The 23,661-nt window shown below is 72.4% G+C and carries 22 protein-coding genes and 3 pseudogenes; 7 read left to right on the top strand and 18 right to left on the bottom strand.

Annotation, left to right across the window (positions count from 1 at the left end; translation table 11 throughout):
• Nucleotides 1–21 precede the first annotated feature (21 nt).
• Complete coding sequence (locus tag CGL27_RS15525) at nucleotides 22–1,077, bottom strand: DMT family transporter (protein WP_119987489.1); 1,056 nt, start codon at nucleotides 1,075–1,077, stop codon at nucleotides 22–24.
• A gap of 173 nt (nucleotides 1,078–1,250) precedes the next feature.
• Between CGL27_RS15525 and CGL27_RS15520 the strand changes: the two genes are divergently transcribed.
• Nucleotides 1,251–1,871, top strand: a complete 621-nt coding sequence (locus CGL27_RS15520; protein ID WP_119987486.1) for a TetR/AcrR family transcriptional regulator — start codon at nucleotides 1,251–1,253, stop codon at nucleotides 1,869–1,871.
• A gap of 67 nt (nucleotides 1,872–1,938) precedes the next feature.
• Here the strand turns inward: CGL27_RS15520 and CGL27_RS15515 are convergent, their stop codons facing one another.
• The 3 genes from CGL27_RS15515 to CGL27_RS15505 all read right to left on the bottom strand — a co-directional run bounded on the left by CGL27_RS15515 (nucleotide 1,939) and on the right by CGL27_RS15505 (nucleotide 4,640).
• Complete coding sequence (locus CGL27_RS15515) at nucleotides 1,939–2,823, bottom strand: glycosyltransferase family 2 protein (protein ID WP_261341261.1); 885 nt, start codon at nucleotides 2,821–2,823, stop codon at nucleotides 1,939–1,941.
• Between the two features lie 176 nt (nucleotides 2,824–2,999).
• Nucleotides 3,000–3,614, bottom strand: a complete 615-nt coding sequence (locus tag CGL27_RS15510) for a hypothetical protein (RefSeq protein ID WP_119987483.1) — start codon at nucleotides 3,612–3,614, stop codon at nucleotides 3,000–3,002.
• A gap of 252 nt (nucleotides 3,615–3,866) precedes the next feature.
• The gene (locus tag CGL27_RS15505; protein ID WP_078641082.1) at nucleotides 3,867–4,640 is read right to left on the bottom strand and encodes an SDR family oxidoreductase; all 774 of its coding nucleotides are present in this window, start codon (nucleotides 4,638–4,640) and stop codon (nucleotides 3,867–3,869) included.
• Between the two features lie 173 nt (nucleotides 4,641–4,813).
• Between CGL27_RS15505 and CGL27_RS15500 the strand changes: the two genes are divergently transcribed.
• On the top strand, nucleotides 4,814–6,436 hold the full coding sequence (locus tag CGL27_RS15500) for an alkaline phosphatase D family protein (protein WP_119987480.1): 1,623 nt from the start codon (nucleotides 4,814–4,816) through the stop codon (nucleotides 6,434–6,436).
• Nucleotides 6,437–6,514: 78 nt separating this feature from the next.
• Here CGL27_RS15500 and CGL27_RS15495 read toward each other — a convergent pair whose 3' ends face one another.
• Nucleotides 6,515–7,528 carry a Gfo/Idh/MocA family oxidoreductase gene (locus CGL27_RS15495; RefSeq protein ID WP_119987477.1) on the bottom strand — a complete coding sequence of 338 codons (1,014 nt, stop codon included), beginning with the start codon at nucleotides 7,526–7,528 and terminating at the stop codon, nucleotides 6,515–6,517.
• A 91-nt stretch (nucleotides 7,529–7,619) separates the two neighbouring features.
• Here CGL27_RS15495 and CGL27_RS15490 point away from each other — a divergent pair, with 91 nt between their 5' ends.
• Together CGL27_RS15490 and CGL27_RS15485 are read left to right on the top strand one after the other, a co-directional pair.
• Complete coding sequence (locus CGL27_RS15490) at nucleotides 7,620–8,960, top strand: multidrug effflux MFS transporter (protein WP_119987474.1); 1,341 nt, start codon at nucleotides 7,620–7,622, stop codon at nucleotides 8,958–8,960.
• 59 nt (nucleotides 8,961–9,019) lie between these two features.
• Nucleotides 9,020–10,024: a serine hydrolase domain-containing protein gene (locus CGL27_RS15485; protein WP_119987471.1), complete on the top strand. Its 1,005-nt coding sequence runs from the start codon at nucleotides 9,020–9,022 to the stop codon at nucleotides 10,022–10,024.
• Nucleotides 10,025–10,147: 123 nt separating this feature from the next.
• On the opposite strand, the gene CGL27_RS15475 is transcribed toward CGL27_RS15485, so the two are convergent.
• Both CGL27_RS15475 and CGL27_RS15470 read right to left on the bottom strand, forming a co-directional pair.
• Nucleotides 10,148–11,152, bottom strand: a complete 1,005-nt coding sequence (locus CGL27_RS15475) for a small ribosomal subunit Rsm22 family protein (protein ID WP_119987468.1) — start codon at nucleotides 11,150–11,152, stop codon at nucleotides 10,148–10,150.
• Between the two features lie 186 nt (nucleotides 11,153–11,338).
• Entirely contained in the window at nucleotides 11,339–12,241 is a 903-nt protein-coding gene (locus tag CGL27_RS15470) for a glycerophosphodiester phosphodiesterase family protein (protein WP_119987466.1), read from the bottom strand.
• Nucleotides 12,242–12,410: 169 nt separating this feature from the next.
• Here CGL27_RS15470 and CGL27_RS15465 point away from each other — a divergent pair, with 169 nt between their 5' ends.
• On the top strand, nucleotides 12,411–13,145 hold the full coding sequence (locus tag CGL27_RS15465) for a bifunctional DNA primase/polymerase (protein WP_119987463.1): 735 nt from the start codon (nucleotides 12,411–12,413) through the stop codon (nucleotides 13,143–13,145).
• Between the two features lie 87 nt (nucleotides 13,146–13,232).
• Here the strand turns inward: CGL27_RS15465 and CGL27_RS15460 are convergent, their stop codons facing one another.
• The 7 genes and pseudogenes from CGL27_RS15460 to map form a co-directional block, all read right to left on the bottom strand.
• Nucleotides 13,233–14,138 (bottom strand): hypothetical protein, encoded by a 906-nt coding sequence (locus CGL27_RS15460; protein ID WP_119987460.1) that lies wholly within the window; start codon nucleotides 14,136–14,138, stop codon nucleotides 13,233–13,235.
• Nucleotides 14,089–15,066: an iron uptake transporter permease EfeU gene (efeU, locus tag CGL27_RS15455; RefSeq protein WP_119987458.1), complete on the bottom strand. Its 978-nt coding sequence runs from the start codon at nucleotides 15,064–15,066 to the stop codon at nucleotides 14,089–14,091. The genes CGL27_RS15460 and efeU overlap by 50 nt, the downstream gene beginning before the upstream one ends.
• A 40-nt stretch (nucleotides 15,067–15,106) precedes the next feature.
• Nucleotides 15,107–16,366 carry an iron uptake transporter deferrochelatase/peroxidase subunit gene (efeB, locus tag CGL27_RS15450; protein WP_119987455.1) on the bottom strand — a complete coding sequence of 420 codons (1,260 nt, stop codon included), beginning with the start codon at nucleotides 16,364–16,366 and terminating at the stop codon, nucleotides 15,107–15,109.
• A gap of 11 nt (nucleotides 16,367–16,377) precedes the next feature.
• A complete protein-coding gene (efeO, locus tag CGL27_RS15445; RefSeq protein WP_119987452.1) occupies nucleotides 16,378–17,511 on the bottom strand; it encodes an iron uptake system protein EfeO in 1,134 nt (377 codons plus the stop codon).
• Between the two features lie 161 nt (nucleotides 17,512–17,672).
• A pseudogene (locus tag CGL27_RS51990) lies at nucleotides 17,673–17,943 on the bottom strand (hypothetical protein); the annotation flags it as partial.
• 126 nt (nucleotides 17,944–18,069) lie between these two features.
• A complete protein-coding gene (locus CGL27_RS15435; RefSeq protein WP_119987449.1) occupies nucleotides 18,070–18,714 on the bottom strand; it encodes a biliverdin-producing heme oxygenase in 645 nt (214 codons plus the stop codon).
• 150 nt (nucleotides 18,715–18,864) lie between these two features.
• Entirely contained in the window at nucleotides 18,865–19,722 is an 858-nt protein-coding gene (gene map, locus CGL27_RS15430) for a type I methionyl aminopeptidase (protein ID WP_078641069.1), read from the bottom strand.
• An 88-nt stretch (nucleotides 19,723–19,810) separates the two neighbouring features.
• On the opposite strand from map, the gene CGL27_RS15425 reads away from it, so the two are divergent.
• Complete coding sequence (locus tag CGL27_RS15425; protein WP_014060179.1) at nucleotides 19,811–20,035, top strand: hypothetical protein; 225 nt, start codon at nucleotides 19,811–19,813, stop codon at nucleotides 20,033–20,035.
• Between the two features lie 274 nt (nucleotides 20,036–20,309).
• Here CGL27_RS15425 and CGL27_RS15420 read toward each other — a convergent pair whose 3' ends face one another.
• Nucleotides 20,310–21,629, bottom strand: a complete 1,320-nt coding sequence (locus CGL27_RS15420; protein WP_240450505.1) for an MFS transporter — start codon at nucleotides 21,627–21,629, stop codon at nucleotides 20,310–20,312.
• Nucleotides 21,630–21,765: 136 nt separating this feature from the next.
• On the opposite strand from CGL27_RS15420, the pseudogene CGL27_RS15415 reads away from it, so the two are divergent.
• A pseudogene (locus CGL27_RS15415) lies at nucleotides 21,766–22,190 on the top strand (transposase); the annotation flags it as partial.
• An 89-nt stretch (nucleotides 22,191–22,279) separates the two neighbouring features.
• Here CGL27_RS15415 and CGL27_RS15410 read toward each other — a convergent pair.
• The 3 genes and pseudogenes from CGL27_RS15410 to CGL27_RS15400 form a co-directional block, all read right to left on the bottom strand.
• The gene (locus tag CGL27_RS15410; protein ID WP_240450504.1) at nucleotides 22,280–22,618 is read right to left on the bottom strand and encodes a hypothetical protein; all 339 of its coding nucleotides are present in this window, start codon (nucleotides 22,616–22,618) and stop codon (nucleotides 22,280–22,282) included.
• 122 nt (nucleotides 22,619–22,740) lie between these two features.
• Nucleotides 22,741–22,836, bottom strand: a pseudogene (locus CGL27_RS50965) (IS5/IS1182 family transposase); the annotation flags it as partial.
• 131 nt (nucleotides 22,837–22,967) lie between these two features.
• Nucleotides 22,968–23,570 carry a hypothetical protein gene (locus tag CGL27_RS15400; RefSeq protein WP_119987428.1) on the bottom strand — a complete coding sequence of 201 codons (603 nt, stop codon included), beginning with the start codon at nucleotides 23,568–23,570 and terminating at the stop codon, nucleotides 22,968–22,970.
• Nucleotides 23,571–23,661: the final 91 nt, after the last annotated feature.

Raw genomic sequence — 23,661 nt, 5'->3', positions numbered from 1 at the left:
GGCCGCCCGGCGCCCGGACGATCACGGGGGCGTGGGCACCGGCTCCCGCGCCGACTCCCGCACGGGTTCCCGAACCGGTTCCCGCACGGGTTCCCGGGGGACGGCGGCGGGCTCGCGCAGGGCCTCATCGGGTGCGCGGCTCTCCGGTACGGCCGCCTCGCGTGCGGTGGCCCGCCGTACGGTCGCGGCGGCCTCCCGTACGGCCACGGCGTCCCCGCGCACGTCCGCGCCCGCCTTGGGCGCCCGGGAGAGCAGGACCACGCCACGGGCCGCCGCCGCCGCGCCGGCGGCGGCCAGGGCCCAGCCCGCCGGGCCGCCCCGGAAGCGCTCGTCCAGCAGGACGATCCCGATGGCGGCCGCCGCCACCGGGTTGGCGAGGGTCAGGGTGGCGAGGGGTGCGCCGAGGCCGCTGCCGTAGGCGCTCTGGGCCAGCAGCAGACCGCTCACCGCGAAGACCGCGACCAGGACGGCCACGATCACCGTCCGCCAGGACACCAGGGCCACCCCGGGCGCGTGGGAGCCGGCGAGCGCGACGGTGAGGGTCTGGGTGAGCGCCGAGGCGACGCCCGAGGCGACCCCGGACGCGGTGGCGTACCGCAGACCCCGGCCCGACGTATCGCGCCCCCCGCGCCCCGGCCGGACGCACAGCCCGATGAACGCCAGGACGACGCCCGCGAGCGCGACCGCCTGCGGCAGGCTGAGCGTGTCGCGCGGGGTCTCCCCGGCGGTGACCGGCAGCAGGGCGCCGAGGCCGAGCAGAGCGAGGGCCACGCCCCGCCACTCGTTCCGGGCCACCCGCCGCCCCGCGAGCCGCGCGCCCAGCGGGACGGCCGCGACCAGGGTCAGCGCGCCGAGCGGCTGGACCAGGGTGAGCGGTCCGTACCGCAGCGCGGCCACATGCAGCAGGGCACCGGTGGAGTTGAGGCCGACCGCACCCCACCAGGCGCCGCGCAGCAGCAGTCCCGGCATACGGCCCGGCCGCCCGCCGGCGGCCAGCCGCTCCTGGGCCACCGCGGCGGTCGCGTAGGCGACGGCCGAGGCGAGCGCGAGCGCGACGGCTATGACGGTCGGGTTCATCCACCGTGCCTTCCTCTGGGCGCCTCTCTGCCTGGCGCCATCGGCACACAAACGTATCGATACGAGAGTGTACCGGTTCTGAGCTGTATCGGTACATGGGTGTATCGGTACGCCGATGTGTCGGTACACTGCGTGGTCAGGGGGCCGGAGTCCGGTGACCGAGGAGGAGAGCCATGGCGACGCAAGGCCCGGAGACGGCCGCGCCGCAGCGCCGTTCCAAGATCAGCCCCGAGCGGGAGCAGGAGTTCTACCAGGCAGTCCTCGATCTGCTCCAGGAGGGCGGCTACGAGGCCCTCACCATCGAGGCGGTCGCCGCCCGCACCCGCGCCAGCCGCTCCACCCTCTACCGGCAGTGGTGCAGCAAGCCCCAGCTCGTCGTCGCCGCGCTGCGCTCGTGCAAGCGCCCCTTCGCGCTGGAGGGCATCGACACCGGCTCCCTCGCGGGCGATCTGCGCGCCGTCGCGGCGGCGGTGGGGGAGGCGCGGGAGGTGTGCGGCGGTGACACGGCGCTGGTGTACGCCGTTGGGCACGCCGCGCTGCAGGACCCCGATCTGCTCCAGGCGCTGCGCACCGCGCTGATCGAGCACGAGGTGAAGACGATCCAGGCGATGGTCCGCCGGGGCGTGGAGCGCGGCGAGGTGGCCGCGGACAACCCCGCCGTCGAGTTCGTCCCCACCCAGCTGATCGGCGCGATGCGGGTCCGCCATCTGCTGGAGGGCCGCTTCGCCGACCGCGACTACCTGACGCGCTTCCTCGAGGCGTCGGTCTTCCCCGCCCTCGGGCTGGCCCCATAGGGCCGCCGGTCACGCCACCGGGCGCCGTCGGCCCGTCGGCCCGTCGGCCCGTCGGTCCGTCAGCCCATCAGATCACGGGTGGGCGGCCGAGTTTGGTCATGTGCCATACCGTGCGCCAGCGCATCGGGCGGCGTTTGCCGCAGGAAGTGCGCAGCCCCTCCAGAAAGCCGCCCGCCCAGGCCCGCAGCCCCGTCAGGGAGCGGGTGCGGGCGAGCGTGAGCAGCGTCCAGGTGCCGAGATAGAGCGGGACCAGCGGCAGCGGCAGATGGCGGCGGGCCAGCCAGACCCGGTTGCGGGCGGTCATCCGGTGGTAGACGGCGTGCCGGGCGGGGGACGTCTTGGGGTGCTGGAGCAGCAGCTCGGGGGCGTAGAGGACCTTCCAGCGCGCGTCGAGCGCCCGCCAGGCGAGGTCGGTCTCCTCATGGGTGAAGAAGAACGCGTCCGGCCAGCCGCCGATCTGCTCCAGCATCGCCACCGACAGGGCGTGGCCGCCGCCGAGGAAGGTGGTCACCTCGCCGCCGCGCATCGGATCGGAGGCGCGCAGCCGGGGTACGTGGCGGCGCTGGGTCTCACCCGTCTCATCCGCGATGCGGAAGCTCACGATGCCCAGGCGCGGGTCCTCGGCGTACAGATCGCGCACCCTGCGGAAGACGTCGGCGTCCACCAGCAGTCCGTCGTCGTCGAGGTCGATGACGACGTCCACGTCGCCGAAGTCGCGCAGCCGCCGCCAGGCGACATTACGGCCGCCCGAGACGCCGAGGTTCTCCGCCAGCTCGACCGCGGTCACCTCGGCGGGGAACTCCGGGAGCGGGGAGCCGTTGCCGACGACCACGATGCGGGCCGGGGGCACGTCCTGCTTCGCGACCGACTCCAGCAGGGCGGCCACCTCCCTGGGCCGGTTGCCCATGGTCAGGACGGCGATACCCAGGCGTGGTTCGGAGGCGGCGGACACGGTGGGACTCCAGAGCTCGGGTGCGATGCCCGCGATCGTATCCGTTCACCCGGAAGGACACTTCCGTACGGCTGATGTTCATCGAGGACTGAGCCGCCGACCTCAAAGGGCGAGCGGCACAAAACGACCGAGCAGAACGAAACGACCGAGCAGAGCGGGAAGGCTGGGCGGAACGATCAGCCGTCGAGCGCGGAGAGGGCCTTCTTGGCCGCGCTGATGGCGCCCTTACGGATCGCATCGCCGTCGGCGGCCTTGTGGCTCTCGAAGTCGCCGCCGTTGTAGGTCACGGTGACCGTGGCGTTGTCCTGGTGGACCGTCACCACCGCCTCGCGGATGCCCTGGTCGTCGTCCTCGGTGGTCTTCTCGGTCACCGACGCGTCGTCGCCGAGGCCGGGCACCGCGTCGCCGCCCTCGCTCCCGCTCTTCTTCCCCGCGGTGCTCTTGACGTCGTAGGCGATGTCCAGCCAGCGGTATTCGAAGTCGTCCAGGGCGTGCCAGGAACAGCCCGTGCGGCGGCCCAGGTCGCTGGACTTCAGCTCGTTCCCGGCCGCCTTGGCGCCCGGCACCAGGTCCTTGATCATCGACTCGGGGAGGGTGGTGCACGCCTCCGCGGGCGGCTTGGCGTAGCGCGGCGCGGCGGCGCCGGTGGCCGGGGCCGAGGTCTGCGGGGAGGGGCCCGCCGGGGTGGCGCCCGTGTCCGAGTCGTCCGACGTCGTCATGGCCACCCCCGCGGCGGCGAGGACGGCGACGGGCAGCAGACGGGCGACCAAGGTGAGCGGCAGAGAACGCACGGCGGTCTCGCTTCGTTCGGAAGGCGGTCGTGGGGCGGTGGTGAAGGGTGTGGCGCGGTGGGAAACGACCCTGCCATATGGAGCGGGCGTCGAACAGCCCGGGGGCGGGGGAGGGCGCCGGTCCGGGGATGGGTGAGCGGGTGCGTCGGCCGTGGCGTCGGAGCCGCTGCGCCGATGGAGTGAATTGCCCGCATCCTCACATTATCTCCACAATTGGAGGGTTATCTAGGACGGGTGACGAACCCTCATCCGTCAGCCGCGGCCGATGTACGGCATCGCCGTCGCCATGACCGTCGCGAACTGCACGTTGGCCTCCAGCGGCAGCGACGCCATATGCCGGACCGTGCGCGCCACGTCCGCGACGTCCATCACGGGCTCGACCGCCACCTCCCCGTTCGCCTGCGGTACACCGGCGGACATCCGCTCCGTCATCTCGGTCGCCGCGTTGCCGATGTCGATCTGCCCGCAGGCGATGCGGTACCGCCGCCCGTCCAGCGACAGCGACTTGGTGAGCCCCGTGATGGCGTGCTTGGTGGCGGTGTACGCCACGCTGTCCGGCCTGGGCGCGTGCGCCGAGATGGAGCCGTTGTTGATGATCCGGCCGCCTTGTGGCTCCTGATCCCGCATCAGCCGGAACGCCGCCTGGGCGCACAGGAACGCGCCCGTCAGGTTGGTGTCCACGACCGACCGCCAGTCCTCGTAGGCCAGGTCCGCCAGGGCCACGCCGCGCGGGCCGAAGCTCCCCGCGTTGTTGAACAGCAGATCGAGCCGTCCGAACCGCTCCCGCACCGCCTCGAAGAGCGCCTCCACCCGCTCCGGCCTGGCCACATCCGTCGGCACCACGGGGGCCGGGGGACCGCCACCGGCCAGCCGCGCTGTCTCGGCCAGGGCCTCCTCGCGGCGCCCCGCCAGCACCACCGACCAGCCCGCCTCCAGGAGTTCGAGCGCCACCGCCCGGCCGACCCCGGAGCCCGCGCCCGTCACCACCGCCACTCTCGACACCACCGACACACGACCGTCGCTCATGGCGCCGCAGCGTACGCCACGTCAGTTCGCCGTGTGGAGGTGTCGATTCGCCGCAATGGTCCCTTCCGGCAACGGACCTCACCCAGCGGTCATATCGATGTCGGGTGCACGCAAGCGGCCGGCCGTCCCCCGACACTGCAATTCCTCTGACGCCACGAGCCAGGGGAGAGCACATGGCACACGACTCGCACCAGCAGGCCATACGGGACGCTGCCGCACGTCTGGGGCGCCGCCGCTTCCTCACCGTCACCGGGGCCGCCGCCGCGCTCGCGTTCACCACCAACCTGCCCAGCGCCCACGCCGCGCAGGTGTCTCCGCGCGCGCTCGCCGACAACCCCTTCACCCTCGGCGTGGCCTCCGGCGACCCGCTGCCCGGCGCGGTCGTGCTGTGGACCAGGCTGGCGCCCCGTCCGTACGAGCCCGGCAGCGGGCTGCCCGAAGAGGGCACCGTCAAGGTCGACTGGGAGATCGCCCGCGACGAGAAGTTCCGGCGCGTCGCCCGCCGGGGGACCACCTCCGCGCACGCCGAGTTCAACTACACGGTGCACGTGGACGCGGGCGGGCTCGAGCCGGACCGCGTCTACTGGTACCGCTTCCGGGCCGGGAACTGGACCAGCCCGGTGGGCCGCACCCGCACCACCCCCGCCCCGGGCGCCAAGGTCCGGGACGTGCGCTTCGGCCTGGTGTCCTGCCAGGCGTACCACGACGGCTACTTCACCGCCTACCGCCACCTGGCGGACGAGGACCTGGACGCCGTCTTCCACGTGGGCGACTACCAGTACGAGTACGCGGTCAACGCCATGGGCGGCGCCCGGAAGTACACCGACCGCACCCTCCCCGCGGTGTTCAACGCCGAGACGATGACCCTTGAGGACTACCGGCTGCGCTACGCGCTCTACAAGTCCGACGAGGACCTCCAGGCCGCCCACGCCGCCTTCCCCTGGTTCGTCACGTGGGACGACCACGAGACCGAGAACAACTACGCGGACGACATCGACGAGAACGGCGGCCCCTCGGACGAGTTCCTGATCCGCCGGGCCGCCGCCTACCGGGCGTACTGGGAGAACATGCCGCTGCGGATGCCGCAGCAGCCGGACGGCGCCGACATGCGGCTCTACCGCCGCTTCCACTACGGCAAGCTGGCCCAGTTCGACATCCTCGACACCCGGCAGTACCGCTCCAACCAGGCGTACGGCGACGGCTGGCAGTACCCCGGCCCGGAGTCCGAGGACCCCGCGCGCACCCTCACCGGCAGCGCCCAGGAGCGCTGGCTGCTGAGCGGCTTCCAGAGCTCCACCGCCACCTGGAACGTACTGCCGCAGCAGGTCACCTTCTCCCAGCGGAAGAACACCACGGCCGCCCGCTCCAAGCTCTCCATGGACTCCTGGGACGGCTACCCCGCCTCCCGGGAGCGGATCCTGGCCGGAGTCGAGCAGGCGGGCCTGGAGAACTTCGTGGTGCTCACCGGCGATGTGCATGTGCACTACGCCTTCGACATCAAGAAGGACTTCGACGACCCGGACTCCCGCACCCTGGGCGTGGAGTTCGTCGGCACCTCCATCACCAGCGGCAAGGACGGTGCCGACAAGCCCGACAACTGGGCCACCTACCTGGCCGCCAACCCGCATATGAAGTTCTACAACGGCCGGCGCGGCTATGTGACCGTCTCGCTGGACGAGGAGCGGGCACGCGCCGACTACAAGACCGTCTCCGCGGTCACCACCCCGGGCGCGCCGCTCACCACGGCGGCGTCGTTCGTCAGCGAGGCCGGGAACCCCGGGCTGAAGCAGGTCTGACGGACGGGCGGGGCCCGGCGCGCACCCCAAGCGCCGGGCCCGCCCGGGTCACCCCTCGTACCTCGTCCTCATACCTCGTCACACCACGCGCTCGTCCTCGCCGGGATACCGCACCCCGAGCCGCTCCCGCGCCGCGTCCAGGGTGCGCATCACCGCCAGGGTGCCGTCCAGCGGCACCAGCGGAGACTCCGTCTCGCCCGCGCGCAGGCAGCGCATCACCTCCGCCGCCTCCCGCTGGTAGGAGCGCAGCCCGTCCACGGCCGTGATCTCCTCCGGATCCCGGCCGGGCCGGCGCAGCACGAAGCGCTCGGGGTGGAAGAAGCCACGCGGGAACTCGATCCGCCCCGCCGTGCCCGTCACCGCCGCCGTCATCGGCGTATCCGCGGTGATCGAGCAGGAGAGCAGCGCCACCGCCCCGCTGTCCCAGCCCAGCGCCAGGCCCGTGTTCACATCCACGCCCTCGGGGGAGAGCTGTCCCACCGCCCGTACCTCGTCCGGCTCGCCGAGCAGCAACTGCGCGAAGGACACCGGATAGACGCCGAGGTCCAGCAGGGCGCCGCCGCCCAGCGCCGGATCGCGCAGCCGGTGGTCCGGGTCGATCGGGCCGGGCAGCCCGAAGTCCGCGTGGACCGCCCGGACCTCGCCGATCGCGCCGTCGTGGACCAGCTCGGTCATCCGGCGGACGACCGGATCGCAGTACGTCCACATCGCCTCCATCAGGAAGCGGCCGCGGGCCCGGGCGAGGCCCACCAGCTCCTCGGCCTGCCGGACATTGAGCGTGAACGGCTTCTCGCACAGCACCGCCCGCCCCGCCTCCAGACACAGTCCGGCCGCCTCCCGATGGGCCGAGTGCGGGGTGGCGACATAGATCACATCGATGTCGTCATCGGCGGCCAGCTCCGCCCAGCCGCCGTAGGCGCGGGATATCCCGAACCGCTCCGCGAACCGCTCGGCCGACTCCGGCCGGCGCGAGCCGACCGCGGTGACCTGCGCATCCGCCATCTCCAGCAGATCCGTGGTGAACGAGGCGGCGATCCCACCGGTCGCCAGAATCCCCCACCGCACGGCCCTTGACCCGCTTGTCCCGGCCATCCCGACCCCGTTCCCCCCTGTCCACAGGAGTTCGACCCCATTCGAATTGCTGAGAGCATAGAGACGCATCAACGACTCATGGAAGGTACGCATGCAGCAGCCCGGCCAACCGGCCGCCGCTCCCACCCGGGCCGACCGGCCCGGAACCTTGACCCCCGACACCTCCGCCGCCTCCCGCACCTCCGCTGCCGCCCCTCCCGGGCTCACCGCGCAGCGCCGTACGAGCCTCCTCGTCACCCTGATCCTCGGCGGGCTCACCGCACTCCCGCCGCTGTCCATGGACATGTACCTCCCGGCCCTGCCGGAGGTCACCGACGGGTTCCACAGCTCGGCCGCCACCGCCCAGCTCACCCTCACCGCCTGCCTGATGGGCATGGCGCTCGGCCAGCTCGCCGTCGGCCCGATGAGCGACCGGTGGGGGCGCCGCCGTCCGCTGCTCATCGGCATGGTGATCTACGTCATCGCCACCGCCATCTGCGCCTTCGCCCCCACCGCCGGGCTGCTCATCGGCTTCCGGCTGCTCCAGGGGCTCGCGGGCGCGGCCGGTATCGTGATCGCCCGCGCCGTGGTCCGGGACCTCTACGACGGCATCGCGATGGCCCGCTTCTTCTCCACCCTGATGCTGATCTCGGGGGTGGCGCCGATCGTGGCCCCGCTCATCGGCGGCCAGATCCTGCGCTTCACCGACTGGCGCGGGGTCTTCGCGGTGCTCACCGTGATCGGCACCCTGCTCACCTTCGTGGTCTGGCGGTGGCTGGGGGAGACGCTGCCGCCCGAGCGGCGCCAGGACGGAGGGCTCGGCCAGACCCTGCGCACCATGCGCGGGCTGCTCGCCGACCGCGTCTTCACCGGCTACATGCTCGCGGGCAGCTTCGCCTTCGCGGCGCTCTTCGCCTATGTCGCCGGGTCGTCCTTCATCGTCCAGGAGATCTACGGCGCCTCACCGCAGACCTTCAGCCTGCTCTTCGGGCTGAACTCGATCGGCCTGATCGCCACCGGCCAGCTCAACGGCCGGGTGCTGGTCGGCCGGGTCAGCATGGACAAGGTGCTGATGGTCGGGCTGGTCGTGATCACCGTCGCGGCGGCCGCGCTGCTCGTGCTGGCCTCCGGGGTCTTCGGTAAGGCCGGGCTCGTCCCGGTGGCGGGGAGCCTGTTCGTGCTGATGTCCGCGATGGGCCTGGCCATGCCGAACACCAACGCCCAGGCCCTGAACCGCACCCCGCACGCCGCCGGTTCCGCCTCCGCGCTGCTGGGCACCTCCACCTTCCTGCTGGGCGCCGTCGCCTCCCCGCTGGTGGGGATCGCGGGGGAGACCACGGCGGTGCCGATGGCCGTCGTCCAGCTCGTCTGCGCGCTCGCGGCCATCGCCTGCTTCATGGGACTCTGCCGTCCGTGGCAGCGACGTACCAAGCAGAGCGTGACCGTGGTCTGACCCGGCTGCTGGAGACCGTCAGGGCGCTTCCCGAGGGGGAGCGCCCTTGGTGTTCGGGGGTGGCACTGGCCGCCGGGACCGCAACGGGCCCGCTGGCCGAGGAGTCCTTCGGCTGGGCGGTGCGCTACGCGGCGTACGACGAGCGGGCCGACCGGGGCGTGGAGCTGCCGCGCGAGCGGTGGGTGCCGGTGCGCCGCGACACCCTCTTCGACCTCGCCTCGCTCACCAAGCTGTGCACCACGATCGTGGCGCTGCGGGCCGCCGAGCGCGGGCTGATCGCGCTGGACGGGCGGGTCGCCGCGTACGCCCCGGAGTGCACGGCCGCCGCCGAGCACGGCATCACCGTGCGGCAGCTCCTCACCCACACCTCGGGGCTGGTTCCCGAACTGCCGCTGTACGAGGAGGACGGGGTGGAACGGCGGCTGGCCCGGCTCGCGGCCGAGCCGCCGGCCACCCCGCCCGGCACCGCCCGCCGCTACTCCGACCTCAACTTCCTGCTGCTGCAGCGGGTGCTGGAGCGGACCGCGGGGCGTCTCCTGGACCGGCTCGTCCAGGAGACGGTCACCGGCCCGCTGGGCATGGCCGACACCCGCTTCCGCCCGCCCTCCTCCTGGCTGCCCCGGATCGCGGCCACCGAGGACCAGCGGCGGCCCTGGGGCAAGGTGGACCGGGGGATGCTGCGGGGCGTGGTGCACGACGAGAACGCGTGGACGCTGGGCGGGGTCGCGGGCCACGCCGGGCTCTTCTCGACCGCCGGGGACCTGGCGGTGCTGTGCCGGGCGCTGCTGGCCGGTGGCGGGCCCGTACTGTCACCGGAGTCCACCGAGCTGATGCTGACCGCGCCGGGGCTGGGCTTCGAGGTCGACCAGCCGTGGTTCATGGGCGAGTTGGCGGGGCGCGGCGCCGCGGGACACACCGGCTTCACCGGAACGAGCCTGGTCGTGGACCGGTCCCGCGGGGTCTATCTGGTGCTGCTCGCCACGACGGTGCATCCGCGGCGTCGGCCCGGGGACAGTGCGCCTCGCGCGGCGGCGGCGACGGCGCTGGCGCGGGCGGTGGGCTGAGCGGGCTCCGGGCTCTGGGGGGATCTGTCCCCTACCCGCCCCTTCCCGAACCGGGGCTCCGCCCCGGACCCCGCTCCTCAAACGCCGGAGGGGCTGGATGCGTTACCGGTCGGAGGGGCTGGATTACTCCTCCGGCGGCCAGACATCGCCCCAGGAGACATCGCGGGCGGCCCGGTACAGCGGCCCCTGACGCTTGGTCACCGTGGTGCGGCCCAGCCCCTCCTCCGGGGCGCACAGGTCCAGCAGCACCTGGCCCTTGCGAATCTGCGGGCGGCGCACCACCCGCGCCCCGGCGGGCGCGGCGTCGAACCGTACGGCCGCGACATAGCTGAACTTCTCGTCCTCGTACGGCAGCGAACCGCCCTTGACCTGCCGGTGGAGGGAGGAGCGGCGGACCCGGGCGGCGAAGTGGCACCAGTCGGCGCCGGGCTCGATCGGGCAGGCCGCGCCGTGCGGGCAGGGGGCGACGATGCGCAGCCCGGCCGCCAGCAGCCGGTCCCGCGCCTCGCGGATCCGCAGATAGCCGTCCGGGGTGCCCGGTTCGATCAGCACCACGGCCTGGGCCGCGCGCGCCGCCTCGGCCACCACGGCCTGCCGGTCGGCCTCGGTCAGCTCGCCCAGCACATAACTGACGGTGACCAGGTCGGTCCCGTCCGGCAGCGCGAGCCCGTCGCCGATCGCCCGGCGCTGCCAGCGGGCGGTGCGCAGCGCTTCGGAGGGCGCCTGCCCGGCCAGCTCGCGGCCGAGGGCGAGCGCGGGCTCGGCCCAGTCCAGGACGGTGGTGGTGTGCCCGTCGCGCGGCCAGGTGGCGGCCACCGCCCAGCTCGCCGCGCCCGTACCGCCGCCGATGTCGATATGCGAGGCCGGGGCCCATGCGGGCGTCCGGGCGCGGAAGGCGGCGAGGGCGGCGCGCACGGCCTCGAAGGTCGCGGGCATCCGGTACGCGGCGTAGGCGGCGACGTCGGAGCGGTCGCGCAGCACGGGCGCGTCGGTCGGGGTGCGCCCCCGGTAGTGGCCGATCAGCCGGTCGACCGCCTGGGCCGCCTGGCGGGGCGGCAGACCGTCGAGCAGGCCGGCGAGCGCGGTCTGCGGCGTCTCGTCGGTAAGGGCGGCGTCGGGGGCGTGCATTCGGCGAATTCTACCGGCGGGAGGGGGCGCCTTCGGCGCACGGGCCGGGGGTCGCCGTCTGGGCCGGGGCCCTGGGCCGAGGGCCTCGCGGGGGCCGCCGCGCTCAGGGCCGGCTTCGCGCAGGGTCGGCCTCGCCGCCCGGGCCGGGGCGGCTGGTCGGCCCGCTCGCCCACCGCGGACCGCCGCTCATTCCCCGCTGGGCGCCGGCGGCATTCGTACGGGCGTGGAGACCAGCAGGGCCGGTGCGTCCGTGATGATGCCGTCGCACCCCAGCCGCAGCATCCGGTCCCGCTGTGCCGGGGTCTCCACGGTGTGGGCCCACACCCGCGGTATCCCGGAGGCGACGGCCCGCCGCACATCCTTCTCGCGCGCCCGGTAGTCGACGTCCAGCAGATCGACGATCCCGCGCCAGTCGCGCGGGGTGTCGGTGCGCATCTGCCGGGCGGACCGCCATAGCTGGGTCATCAGCCCCTTACGGTGGGCCTCGCGGGCCACCTCGGGGCGGTTGCTGTTGACGTAGACGGAGTGGATCAGACCCCGGTCGCGGATCATCCGCGCCAGCCGCGGCAGGCTTTCGGGGTCCTTGGCCTCCACCATCAAGGTGATCCGGCCGCCGAACCGGTCCAGCGCCTCGGCGACGGTGGGCGGCCGCTCGGGCCGCCAGGTGCCGCGCAGGGAGGGGTCGGGGCGCAGCCGGACGCCCCGCCACTGGGCGGCGGTCAGCGCCCGTACGGGCCCGGTCCGGTCGGTGGTGCGGTCCAGCGTCGCGTCGTGCATCACCACGAGCGTGCCGTCCCGCAACATGCGGGTGTCGAAGTCGAGGACCTGGACGTCGTGCCGCCTGAAGGCATTGGCCAGCCCGGACATGCTGTTCTCGGGCACTTCCAGGGCGCCGCCGCGGTGCGCGGTGTAGACGACGGCGGGCTTTCCGGCCGACGGCGCCGTGAGCGCGGGCTGGAGCCGCGCCGGTTCGCCGGCCGGGGGTATGAGACGTCGTACGGACGGACGAGCGGTGGGGTGGGCCGCGACGGCCGCCGGTATGGAGAGGCCGAGCACCACGACGGCGGTCAGAAAATGCCTGCTGATCATAGATGGAACGCTAGGGGTGAGATGTCTTGCATGCCCTGATATCGACACCCGGTCGAGGTGGTCTCACCCACCCCGGATGCGGACACCGGCCACTTCCGGAGCAGGATGGTGGCAGCATTGAGCGGGTACCGGCCGTACCGCCGGTACCGGCGGTGAAGCGAGGCGGTAGATGGAACGCAAGGGCAGGTTCTCCCAGTGGCTGCGTCGGCCGAGGAGCGGAGCGGGCGGCGACCACGACACGGGAGCGGGCGCCGGCGGCGTCCGCGAGGACCTGCTCATGGCCGCCGCGGCGGCGGGATTCCCGCTCGCGCCGGCCGCCCACCCCTCCGGCTACGGCTGTTCCTGTGACCGCATCGGCTGTCCCACTCCGGGCCGCCACCCCGTCTCGTTCGCCTGGCAGACCCAGGCGACCACCGACCCGGACAAGGTCGCGCAGTGGCTGCGCGCCGATCCGCAGGCCAACTTCATCACCGCCACCGGCATCGTCCACGACGTGCTCGACGTGCCCGCGGACGCCGGGCGGCTGGCCCTGGAGCGGCTGGGCGCGGCCGAGGTCGAGGTCGGGCCCGTGGCCACGAGCAGCGGCGATCTCCAGCAGGGGCGGATGCTGTTCTTCACCGCCACCCGGGGCACGCCGGATGACGAGGACGAGTGGTGGCCCTGTGAGCTGGACTGCCACCCGGAGACGATGGACGAGCATCCGGGGCTGCGGTGGCATTGCCGGGGCAGCTATGTGCTGATGCCGCCCGCTCGGCTGCCGGGGGATGGGCATGTGGGGTGGTTGCTCGGGCCGGAGCGGCCGCTGCCGGATCCGCTGACGTTGCTGGAGACGCTCACCGATGCGTGTGCCCGCTTCGCGGGCGAGGACCAGGATCATGCGGCTGCTTGGCCCATAGGGCGGTAGCTTCGCGGGTTTCGTGGTCGGGTGCGGGCCGGTGGGTGGGGTGTGCCCACCCGTCCCGCCCCGCGGGACGATTGCCCACAACCATGCCTACTCGCCCTTCGCGGCGGTTACGCCTTCCAGGCGGTTGAGGAAGACCACCTTCGGGTCCGCCGCATCCTTGGCGGGGACCCGCACCGCCGACTCCGAAACCCTCGTCAGCGTCACCGCCTTCTTCGCCTCGCCCGTCATCAGCGCCTTGATCTGCGGATCCGGGTTGGGCCGGAAGCCCTTCGCCATCGTCTGCTTCTGCCGGTGGTGCGAGGAGAAGAACACGATCGCCCCGCCGTCCGAGGTGCGCAGCCCCACCGGGGCGTCCTGCGCGCCCCGCGCCGGGGTGTCGATGTACTCCGTCCAGAACTTCGGGGTGCGCAGGAACTTCTTCCGGGTGTCCCGCAGCCCCGAGGTCGACTGGCCGTCGGCGAAGACCGAGCCCTCGCCCGTCATCAGGTAGTCGGTGTACTCCGCGCTCAGCTTGTCCGGGCGGGTCGCCAGCTTCGGGGTCGGCCCGTCCGTCGGGACCGGCTTGGCCCAGCCGTCCTTGTCGGTCGCGAAGTCCGGCACCTCGTCCTGGCTGAGGATCGAGAGATACGCGGCCTTCCACGGCTCGTCCGCACCGCCACGGGTGAAGACGAACAGCCAGCGGTTGTCGTCGCGGTTGCTGTCGGTGTCCGCGACGAAGAACTTCGGCCAGCCCACCTGCTTGGGGATGCGGTAGGTGACGTCGGACAGCTTCAGCGCCGGGTACTTGGGGTTGCCGTTCGGGGAGCTCGCGTGCTGGGCCTTGAGGTCGGCGGTGGTGATGGCCTCCAGCGGGCCCGTCTCCACCTGGCTCGCCACCGCCGGATCGAGCTCCCGGTACGCCTTGTTGTACGCGTCGGTGAACTGCTTGAGCGCCCCCGGCGCCTCAGCCTTGTCCACCGACGGAATGTTCTCCCGCTCGCCGTGGACCGTCATGCACCCCGTCAGCGTCATCCCCAGCGTCAGTACCGCCGCTGCGGTCGGAACTGTCAACTGCCGACGGGGCGGCCTGCGTGTCATGGGGCTCCGGCTCCCGATTCCTGGGGGCTGCTGTGGACGGCGACACCCTACCGGGACGCAGGAACAGCGCGAGCGTGGGGACCAGATAGAGCGCCCACATCCACACCTGAAGCCAGGTCGGGTCCGGCTGGAAGTTGAACACGCCCTTGAGCACCGTGCCGTACCAGGAGTCCGGCGCGATGGTGGAGCTGATGTCGAAGGCCAGCGAGTGCAGCCCGGGCAGCCAGTCGGCCTCCTGCAGATCGTGGAAGCCGTACGCGAGCACCCCCGCGGCCACCACGACCAGCATCGCGCCCGTCCAGGTGAAGAACTTCGCCAGGTTGATCCTGAGCGCACCCCGGTAGAACAGCCAGCCCAGCGCCACCGCGGTGATCAGGCCCAGGACCACGCCGATCAGCGGATCCGCCGTACCGTCGTTGCTCGCCCGCACCGCCGTCCACACGAACAGCGCGGTCTCCAGACCCTCCCGGCCCACCGCCAGGAAGGCCGTGGCCACCAGCGCCCCGGTGCCCATCGCGAGCGCCGCGTCCAGCTTGCTGTGCAGCTCGGACTTCAGATGGCGGGCGGTGCGCCGCATCCAGAACACCATCCAGGTCACCAGGCCCACCGACAGGACCGACAGCGAGCCGCCCAGCGCCTCCTTCGCCTCGAAGGTCAGCTCCTGCGAGCCGAACTCCAGCGCCGCGCCGAAGGACATGCTCAGCAGCACCGCGACGGCGACCCCGAGCCACACCGGGCGCAGCGCGTCCCGGCGCTTGGTCTTGACCAGATAGGCGACCAGGATGCACACCACCAGGCTGGCTTCGAGCCCTTCGCGCAGACCGATCAGGTAATTGCCGAACACGGGGTTCGCCTTCCTTGTCGAGGGTTCCGGAGGGAGTCCGTCAGGAGAACAGCGCCCTGCCCCACCAGTCGTCCGCGTCCCGGACGCCCGGCGGGACCGCGAAGAGCGCCGAACCCACGTGCTGGATGTACTCGTTGAGCGCGTCGGAGCGCGCCAGCCCCCGCTGCACCGGTACGAACCCGTCCCGTACGTCGTGCTGGTAGGCGAGGAAGAACAGCCCCGCGTCCAGCCGCCCCAGACCGTCCGTGCCATCGGTGAAGGAGTAGCCGCGGCGCAGGATCCGCGCCCCGCCGTTGGAGTCCGGGTGCGCGAGCCGGACATGCGCGGTGGGCAGCATCGCCTTCAGATTCGGCTCGTCGCGCTCACGCTGCCTGCCCTGCGGCGCGCCCTCGCCCTTGTCCCGGCCGAAGACGTCCTCCTGCTCCTTGAGGGAGGTGCGGTCCCAGGTCTCGATGTGCATCCGGATGCGGCGCGCCACCAGATACGAACCGCCGGCCAGCCACGCCGGGCCCGCCTTCCCGCTCACCCACACATGCTTCTCCAGGGCGGCGGTGTCGGTGCCCGCGATGTTCCGGGTGCCGTCCTTGAAGCCCATCATGTTGCGCGGTGTCTGGGCGTCCGGTGTGGTCGAGGACGTCTTGCCGAAGCCCAGTTGCGACCAGCGGATGGCCACCTTGCCCATGCCGATCCGGGCCAGGTTGCGGATGGCGTGCACGGCCACCTGCGGGTCGTCCGCGCACGCCTGCACACACAGATCGCCGTCGCTGCGCGCCGCGTCGAGGTTGTCGCCCGGGAAGGCGGGCAGGTCGATCAGCGCCTCGGGGCGGCGGTCGGCGATGCCGAAGCGGTCCTTGCCCTTCTTGTCCTCGAAGAGCGTGGGCCCGAAGCCGATGGTGAGGGTGAGCCGGGACGCCTTGAGACCGAGCGCCTCGCCGGTGTCGTCCGGCGGGGCCTCCGCCAGATCGCTCACCGCGCCGCCGCCGACCGCGTGCCCCTGGGTCATCCGGGCCGCCGCCTTCGTCCACTCCTTCAGCAGCGCGATCAGCTCGGCGCGGTCGTCGGTGGTGACGTCGAACGCCGCGAAGTGCAGCCGGTCCTGCACCGCCGTGGCGATCCCCGCCTGGTGGGCCCCGTGGAAGGGCACCGCGGCGCCGCTGTCGGCGACCGTCTGGGTGTCGTCCGCACCGCCGCTCAGCGCGACCGCAGCGCCGCCGGCTGCAGCGGCGCCGAGCGCTAGCCCGGCGCCTCCCCAGCCGATCAGCGCCCGGCGCGAGGGTGCGGTACCGGTCTCGTCGCTCATGCCCGGCTCCCTCACTTGGTGACGACGGCGGCGGCGAGCCGGGAGAGCGGCTCGGCCAGCGCGTTGACCGCGTCGGACAGCTCCTTGCGCTTGGACTCCGTGACGGTGTCGTACGACACGAAGCCATCGCCCTCGCGGTACTTGTCCAGCAGCTTCCCGACGGCCGCGAACTGCTTGTCGAGCGACTTGGCCAGCTCCGGGTCGTTCTTGGACGCCACCGGCTTGAGCAGCTTGTACGAGGTCTCGGCGCCCTCGACGTTGCCCTCGAAGTCCACCAGGTCGGTGTGGCTGTAGCGCTCCTCCTCACCGGTGACCTTGCCGGTCTGCACCTCGTCCAGCAGCTCCTTGGCGCCGTTGGCCATGCCGGTGGGGGTGATGTCGGCGGTGCCGACGCGCTTCTGCCAGTCCTTCAGGTCCTTGATGAGCTGGTCGGCGAGGTCGTGGTCGGCCGCGGTGATCTTCTTGGTCTGCCACAGCGACTTCTCCAGCCGGTGCCAGCCGGTCCACTTCTGGCCCTTCTCCAGGCCGTCCTCGCGCACATCGACCTTGGGGTCGATGTCGCCGAAGGACTCGGCGACCGGCTCGGTGCGCTCCCAGCCGACGCGGGAGGGGGCGTAGAGCTTCTTGGCGCCCTCGAGGTCGTCCTTCTTGACCGCGTCGGCGAACTTCTGGGCCGCGGGCAGGGTCTCGTCGGCCTGCTGCTGGGCGTAGGCGCGGTACGCGGCCACCGCCTTGTCCAGCTTCGGATCGCGCTTGGCCACCGCGCCCTTGCCGGTGGCGGACACCTTCTGCCGGATGCCGTGGCCCTTCATCCCGGGCTTGCAGGCGATCTCGTACGAACCGGTCTTGATCTCGGCGCTGATCGAGGTGGAGGTGCCGGGCCCGATGTTCTCCCGCTCGGTGACGATCCGGTCGCCCGGGGCGTAGACGTACACCTCGGTCACCTTGGAGCCCTTGTTCTCCACCGCGAGCTTCACATGCCCGGCGGGGAAGGAGGTCTTGGAGACCTCGCACGCGTCGTCGGAGGCGGTGACCTGGACGGCGTCCGAGCCCTTGGCGTCGGACTTCTGGGCGCAGCCGGCGACGGCGGTGATCGTCGCCAGCGCCGATATCGCGGCGACAACGGAGGTGCGAGCGGCTCGCATACGGGCTCCAGACGGAATCAGGGCAGGGCGGACGGAGGGCGGTCGGATAAGGCTGGCCTAACTTAACTGAGCCTTGCCTGTGTGGATCCCGTGCAAGGTCAAGGAGTGGCCTGTGGATGGCAAAGACTTCGCCAAGATGGCTGATTTGATCCGGTTCGGAGTCAGGGAAAAGTGATGCACGCCTCTCGCGGGCGCGGCTCGTTGCATGTCTCCGCCCGGCCACGTCGCGGCAGCGCGATCCGCTCCCCGGGTGCGGGGATGGGGGAGTACCTCCACCGGCTGCCGGTAGGCCCGGGACGGCGGCGCGGCGTCGAAGACCGCCGAGGGTGCCCCCTCCGCCGTGATCCGGCCCTCGTGCAGAACGGCGGCCCGGTCCGCGTAGGTGGCGGCCGGCCACAGGTCGTGCAGGACCCCCACCACCGCGTCCCCCGCCGGTACGGGTGGAAAGGGCGGCGCGGGCGCCCGCGCTCGACGGGTCCTGGCAGATCCGCCGCACCCGTCGCCCGCGCTCGCCGATCCCTCCTGCCCGGTGGGCGCGGGCTTCGCGCGTACGGTGCCTCAGGCGCTGAGCCGGAACTCCTCGGCCAGCTCCTGGAAGATCCCCGCGTTCAGCGCGTACGCGCGCTTGCACTCCTCCGCGACGCGCTGCTTCTCCAGATCGTCCACCGGCAGTGCGTCCAGCAGCGCGCGGTACTCCCGCTTGAAGGCGGCGGGGTTGCCGATCGACTCGAAGACGTAGAACCGCACCCCGTCGCCCTTGCGGGCGAAGCCCCAGGTCTTCTCCGCCGTGTCCCGGACGTACTGGCCGCCGGAGAGATCGCCCATATAGCGGGTGTAGTGGTGGGCGACATAGCCCGCCGGCCAGTCGCGGGCGCACTCGGCCACCCGCGCCGCGTACGCCGTGGTGGCGGGCAGCGCGGTGAGGCCGGTGCGCCAGTCCGGGCCGCCGAGGTAGGCCAGATCGCGCTCCAGCTCGGCTATGCGGGCCAGCTCCGGCCGGAGGAACGGGCCCGCCACGGGGTCCGTCGCGAGTGCGTCGGCAGGGATCTCCAGGGCGCGGTAGACGAACCACAGCTGCTCGGAGTAGCGGCGGTAGGCCGCCACGCCCAGGCGCCCGCCGAGCAGATCGGTCATGAACGACGAGCTGCCGACGTCCGTGTGCGCTTCCCGTGAGGCGGTGCGGATCAGGGTGGAGAACTCCACGGTGGACCTCCGGGGGCCGGGGTATGTAGGTTAGGCTTGCCTAAGTAGGGACCACTGCCTACGTCAATAGCTTTCCCGACAAGCTGTCGGCAAAACGGCCGCCGAAGAATCGGCCCCCGGCACAGGACATTCGGTGAACCGGCCCGGCCGCTACGGAAGGGTGAGGATCTCCGCCCCGGTCTCCGTCACCACCAGTGTGTGCTCGAACTGCGCCGTCCGCTTGCGGTCCTTGGTGACCACGGTCCAGCCGTCCTCCCACATGTCGTACTCATAGGTGCCGAGCGTCAGCATCGGCTCGATGGTGAAGGTCATCCCCGGCTTGATCTCGGTGGTGTGGTGCGGGCTGTCGTAGTGCGGCACGATCAGGCCGGAGTGGAACGAGGAGTTGATCCCGTGGCCGGTGAAGTCGCGGACCACGCCGTAGTCGAAGCGCTTGGCGTACGACTCGATGACCCGGCCGATGATGTTGATCCGGCGGCCCGGCTTGACGGCCTTGATCGCGCGGTTGAGGGACTCCCGGGTGCGCTCGACGAGCAGCCGCGACTCCTCGTCCACCTCACCGCACAGATACGTGGCGTTGTTGTCCCCGTGCACCCCGCCGATGAAGGCGGTCACGTCGAGGTTCACGATGTCGCCGTCCTGGAGGACGGTGGTGTCCGGGATGCCGTGGCAGATGACCTCGTTGACCGAGCTGCACAGCGACTTGGGGAACCCGCGGTAGCCCAGCGTCGAGGGGTACGCGCCGTGGTCGCACATGTACTCATGGGCCACCCGGTCCAGCTCGTCCGTGGTGACCCCCGGCGCGATCAGCTTGGCGGCCTCCTCCATCGCCCGTGCGGCGATACGCCCCGCGATCCGCATGCGCTCGATCGTCTCGGCGTCCTGGACCTCGGGCCCGTCATAAGGCGTCGGGCCCGCCTTGCCGACGTACTCCGGACGCGGGATCGAGGCGGGGACGGGGCGGGTGGGGGAGAGCGTCCCCGGGACTAGAAGCGACTGGCCAGACATATCAGCGAGTGTATCGGCGGCGCATGGGGCAGCATGGCCGCAAGGGCCCTTCGGGCCACTGGGGAACGAGCGAAGGCCGGAGGCCGGGATGGCGCTGTTCAAGAGGGGAACCGCCGGCAAGCCCGGTGAGTGGTACTACTGCATCCGGCACCAGAAGGTCGAAGAGGGCCCGGAATGCCGCGCCGCCGACCGCCTCGGGCCGTACGCCTCCCCGGAGGAGGCCGCCCACGCCATGGAGACCGCGCGCGAGCGCAACGAGGAGTGGCAGAACGACCCCCGCTGGCGGGACGACGAGCCCCCGGCGGCGCGCTGAGACGCACTGGGTGTGGTGAGCTTCCCCGGGTGCTCGGGCCCCTGCCGGGGCGCGGAGAGCTTCCCCGGGTGCGGGGCGCCGGGGGATCAGCGGCCCGGCCCCCAGTGCCGGGCCGCCCACTGCCTCGGCGCGTCCGCCTCCGGAGGAGGCCGCCCGCGCGATGGAGACCGCGCGAGAGCGCGAGCCACCGGCGGCGGGCTGAGGCTTCCCGGGTGCCGTGAGCTATCCCGGGTGCCGAGGCTTTTCCGTGCGCCGTGCGCCGTGCGCACGGCGATCAGCCGGTGGCGGGGCGGAGCTCGCGCGCCTCGCGCGCTTGGCGGGCGTGTTCGTCCGTCCGGGCGTCGTAGCTCATCAGCCGGGGCAGCGCCAGTGCCAGAAGGCCGACCGAGGCCACGCAGGCCAGCCCGCCGGACCACACCGAGGCCCGTACGCCGGTGAGCCCGGCCATGGTTCCGGCCCGGACCTGGCCCAGTTGGGGGCCGGTCGCGTAGGAGAGCAGCTCGATACCGGCCAGCCGGCCGCGCAGCTTCTCCGGGATCGTCTGGTTCCACAGCGTCGAGCGGAACAGGCCGCTGACCATGTCCCCGCCGCCCGCCACCGCCAGGCACAGCAGCACCAGCCAGACGTTGGACAGCCACCCCGCGGCGGCCATCGCCAGCCCCCAGACCGCCGCGCCCGCGACCACCATCCGGCCGTGGCGGTGGATCCGGGCGGTCCAGCCGCTGGTCAGGCTCACCGCCACCGAACCGGCCGACCCCGCCGCGTACATCAGGCCGAGCGCCCAGGGCGCGTCCAGATCGTCGGCGAGGAAGGGGAAGATCGCGTTCGGGAAGGCGAAGAACATGGCGGCCATGTCCACCGCGTACGTGCCCAGCAGCTCCTTGCGCCGCCATGCGTAGCGCGCGCCCTCGCCGACCGCGCGCAGCGACGGCGGCTCGGCGTCGTGCGCGGGCGGGGCGGAGGCCAGCCGGAGGGCCATGAGCCCGGAGACCAGGAAGGTCAGCAGATCGAGGCCGTAGGCGAGTGGCAGCCCGGCGTACGCCACGACGACCCCGGCCAGCGAGGGCCCCACGATGGCGGACAGTTGCCAGCGCAGCGCGTTGAGCGCGGCGGCAGCGGTGAGCTGGTCATGCGGGACGATACGGGCCACCACCGCGTCGATGGCGGGGCGCTGCAGCCCGGTCAGCGCGCTGGCCAGCGCGGCCACGATGTACAGCGGCCACAGCATGGGATCCGGCAGCAGGCTGTTGACCAGCAGCAGCGCGGCGAGCAGCCCGAGCCCGGCCTCGGTGAGCAGGATCAGCCGCCGCCGGTCGACGGCGTCGGCCAGCGCACCGCCGTACAGCCCGAAGACGATCAGGGGCACCAGCTCGACCGCCCCGATCGCGCCGACCGCGGCGGCGGAGCCGGTCAACTCCTTGATCTGCAGCGGCAGCGCCACCATCGTCAGGAAGCTGCCGAAGGCGGTCACCAGCCCCGCGGTCCACAGCAGCCGGAAGTCGCGGGAGGAGTGCCAGGGCGCGAGATCGGGCAGCAGCGCCCGGGAACGCGGCGCGCGGCGCGCCGGGGGGTCGTCCTGGTCGGTCACGGTCACGAGGTGACATCGTCCGGCCGGGCCGCCGTACCGGGCAACCGAATTACGGCCGTGGGGCGCCGACTGGCCGTGGCCGCCTTACGGCCCGAGCGGCGCCGGGCGGTGTGAGCCCTACGGCCTGAGCAGCGCCTTACGGGGTTCGGGACCGACGTGCTGGCGGCGGCTGGCCGAATGGCAGGCGGCAGGCGTGTGGGATGAGCTGCAGCAGGTGCTGCTGGACCGGTTGCGGGCGGCGGACCGGCTGCACTTCTCCTGTGCCACGATCGATGCCTCGCACGTGCAGGCCAAGCGGGGGCGACGCCGCCCAAAAGTCGGTCCGGGTCCGGTCGACCGTGCGCGGCCGGGCTCGAAGCACCATGTGCTGACCGACGGGAACGGTCTTCCGCTGCGGGTGTCGCTGACCGGCGCGCACCGCAACGACGTCACCCAGCTCCTGCCTCTGGTCGATGGACTGCCGCCGGTGCGGGCAAGCGGGGCCGACCCCGGCGCAAGAAGATCGCGCGTCGCGGACAGGCCCACGGGTCGGGGTTGGGCCGCGTCCGCTGGGTTGCCGAATCCGCCATCGACGTCGCCGACCCGCGGTTTCGGCCCGTACATGGGCGCCGCCGGGCCCGGGCCCCACTGCCGTGAACCGACATGGGCCGTCACTCTTAGATGTGGCGCAGCGCCCAGCACGCCCAGACAATGACGGCCACCGCCGCCACGATGGCCACCGTGCCGAGGGTGATCCCGGCCCGCGCCCGGATGCGGCTGGCTCCCTCGTCGCCGTGCATGCGTCGCAGGGCGATGCTTCCCGAGACGACCGCCCAGATTCCCAGGGGCAGGATGAAGTAGACAGGAAGGTAGCGGAGCTGGTTCGGAACGGACTCCGGAAGCAGGGGGCAACCGATCGCCGCGACAGCAATGGCCCCCAGCATGAGTGACCACGCGCCCGTCAACTGCGGGAGAGCCTCTTCTTCGAACGAATCGATCTGCTGTGCGGAACTCATGGTCCGAAGGCTAGGCGGCAGACGGTGTGTTCCGCCTGGGTGCGGCTACCTAGATGAGCGTGAGTAGGCCGGGCGGCCGGAGTTGGCCACGTCGCCCGGCGCGGGCTCCCGGATCCGCTTGCGCCCGGATACCAGTAGCGGCGTTCGTGCCTGGGCAGGAGCGGTTCGATCACCGCCCACAGTTCGTCACTGATCTCCCACGGCTTCAGCCGGGTCATCCTCACCCCCGAGGAACGAGATCACCTGCCCCTCCACCGTGCCACATGAAGATCCTTTTGCAAGGACTCCTAAGGCCCGCAGCGCGCCGTCACCAGCCCGTAGGGCGCGCTCACCAGCCCCCAAGCGCCCCTCACCAATGCGTCGGCGGCGCCGCCAAGTGTTCGGCCAGCCGGGCCAGCCGGTCCTGGAAGCGGCGGCGGCCGGGGCGTGGCAGGCTGTTCTCCCCGGCGGCCGCGCTGACCAGGTGCTGGAGGGTGTCGAGGTCGAGCTCGCCGCCTTCGGGGGCGGACAGCGCGTCATGGGCCAGGGCGTGCAGCCCGGCGTCGCCGCCGTCGAGGGCGAGCACGGTCGCCCCGCCCCGGCGGGCGTCGTTCACCCGCTCCAGCAGCCCGGCCCCGGGGTCGCCCGGCGCGACCACCAGCAGGGTCTCGCCGCGGCCCGCCCGCTCCAGCCGCCCAAGACCGACCGCCAGATGCGTGGGGACGGCGGCGCCCTCCGGCACTCGGTGGCGGACGAGCGTGGGGGACAGCTCGGGCAGTCCGGACCAGGCCGCCTCGTCGTCGAGATGCGCGGCCAGATGCCACGGTTCGTATCTCTCGCTGCCGACCAGCAGTAGTCCGCCCTCGCGCGGTCCGACCGAGGCCCGTAGCGAGCCCGCGAAGCGGCGGGTGGCCTGGAGCCATTCGGTTCCGGCGAGGACCTCGCGCAGCAGTGCAACCCTTACGGCGTCCATGGCATCCGCATCCTGCCGCGGCCAGCGGCCCCGCGGGCCCGATTCGGGCCCGGCTCACTCGTTCGGGACATATGCGGAGGGCATGCCGCTG

Source organism: Streptomyces sp. 11-1-2, from assembly GCF_003595545.1.
Taxonomy (GTDB): domain Bacteria; phylum Actinomycetota; class Actinomycetes; order Streptomycetales; family Streptomycetaceae; genus Streptomyces; species Streptomyces hygroscopicus_B.
Note: the sequence above shows the minus strand (reverse complement) of the source record. Positions and strands in the feature narration are given on the sequence as shown.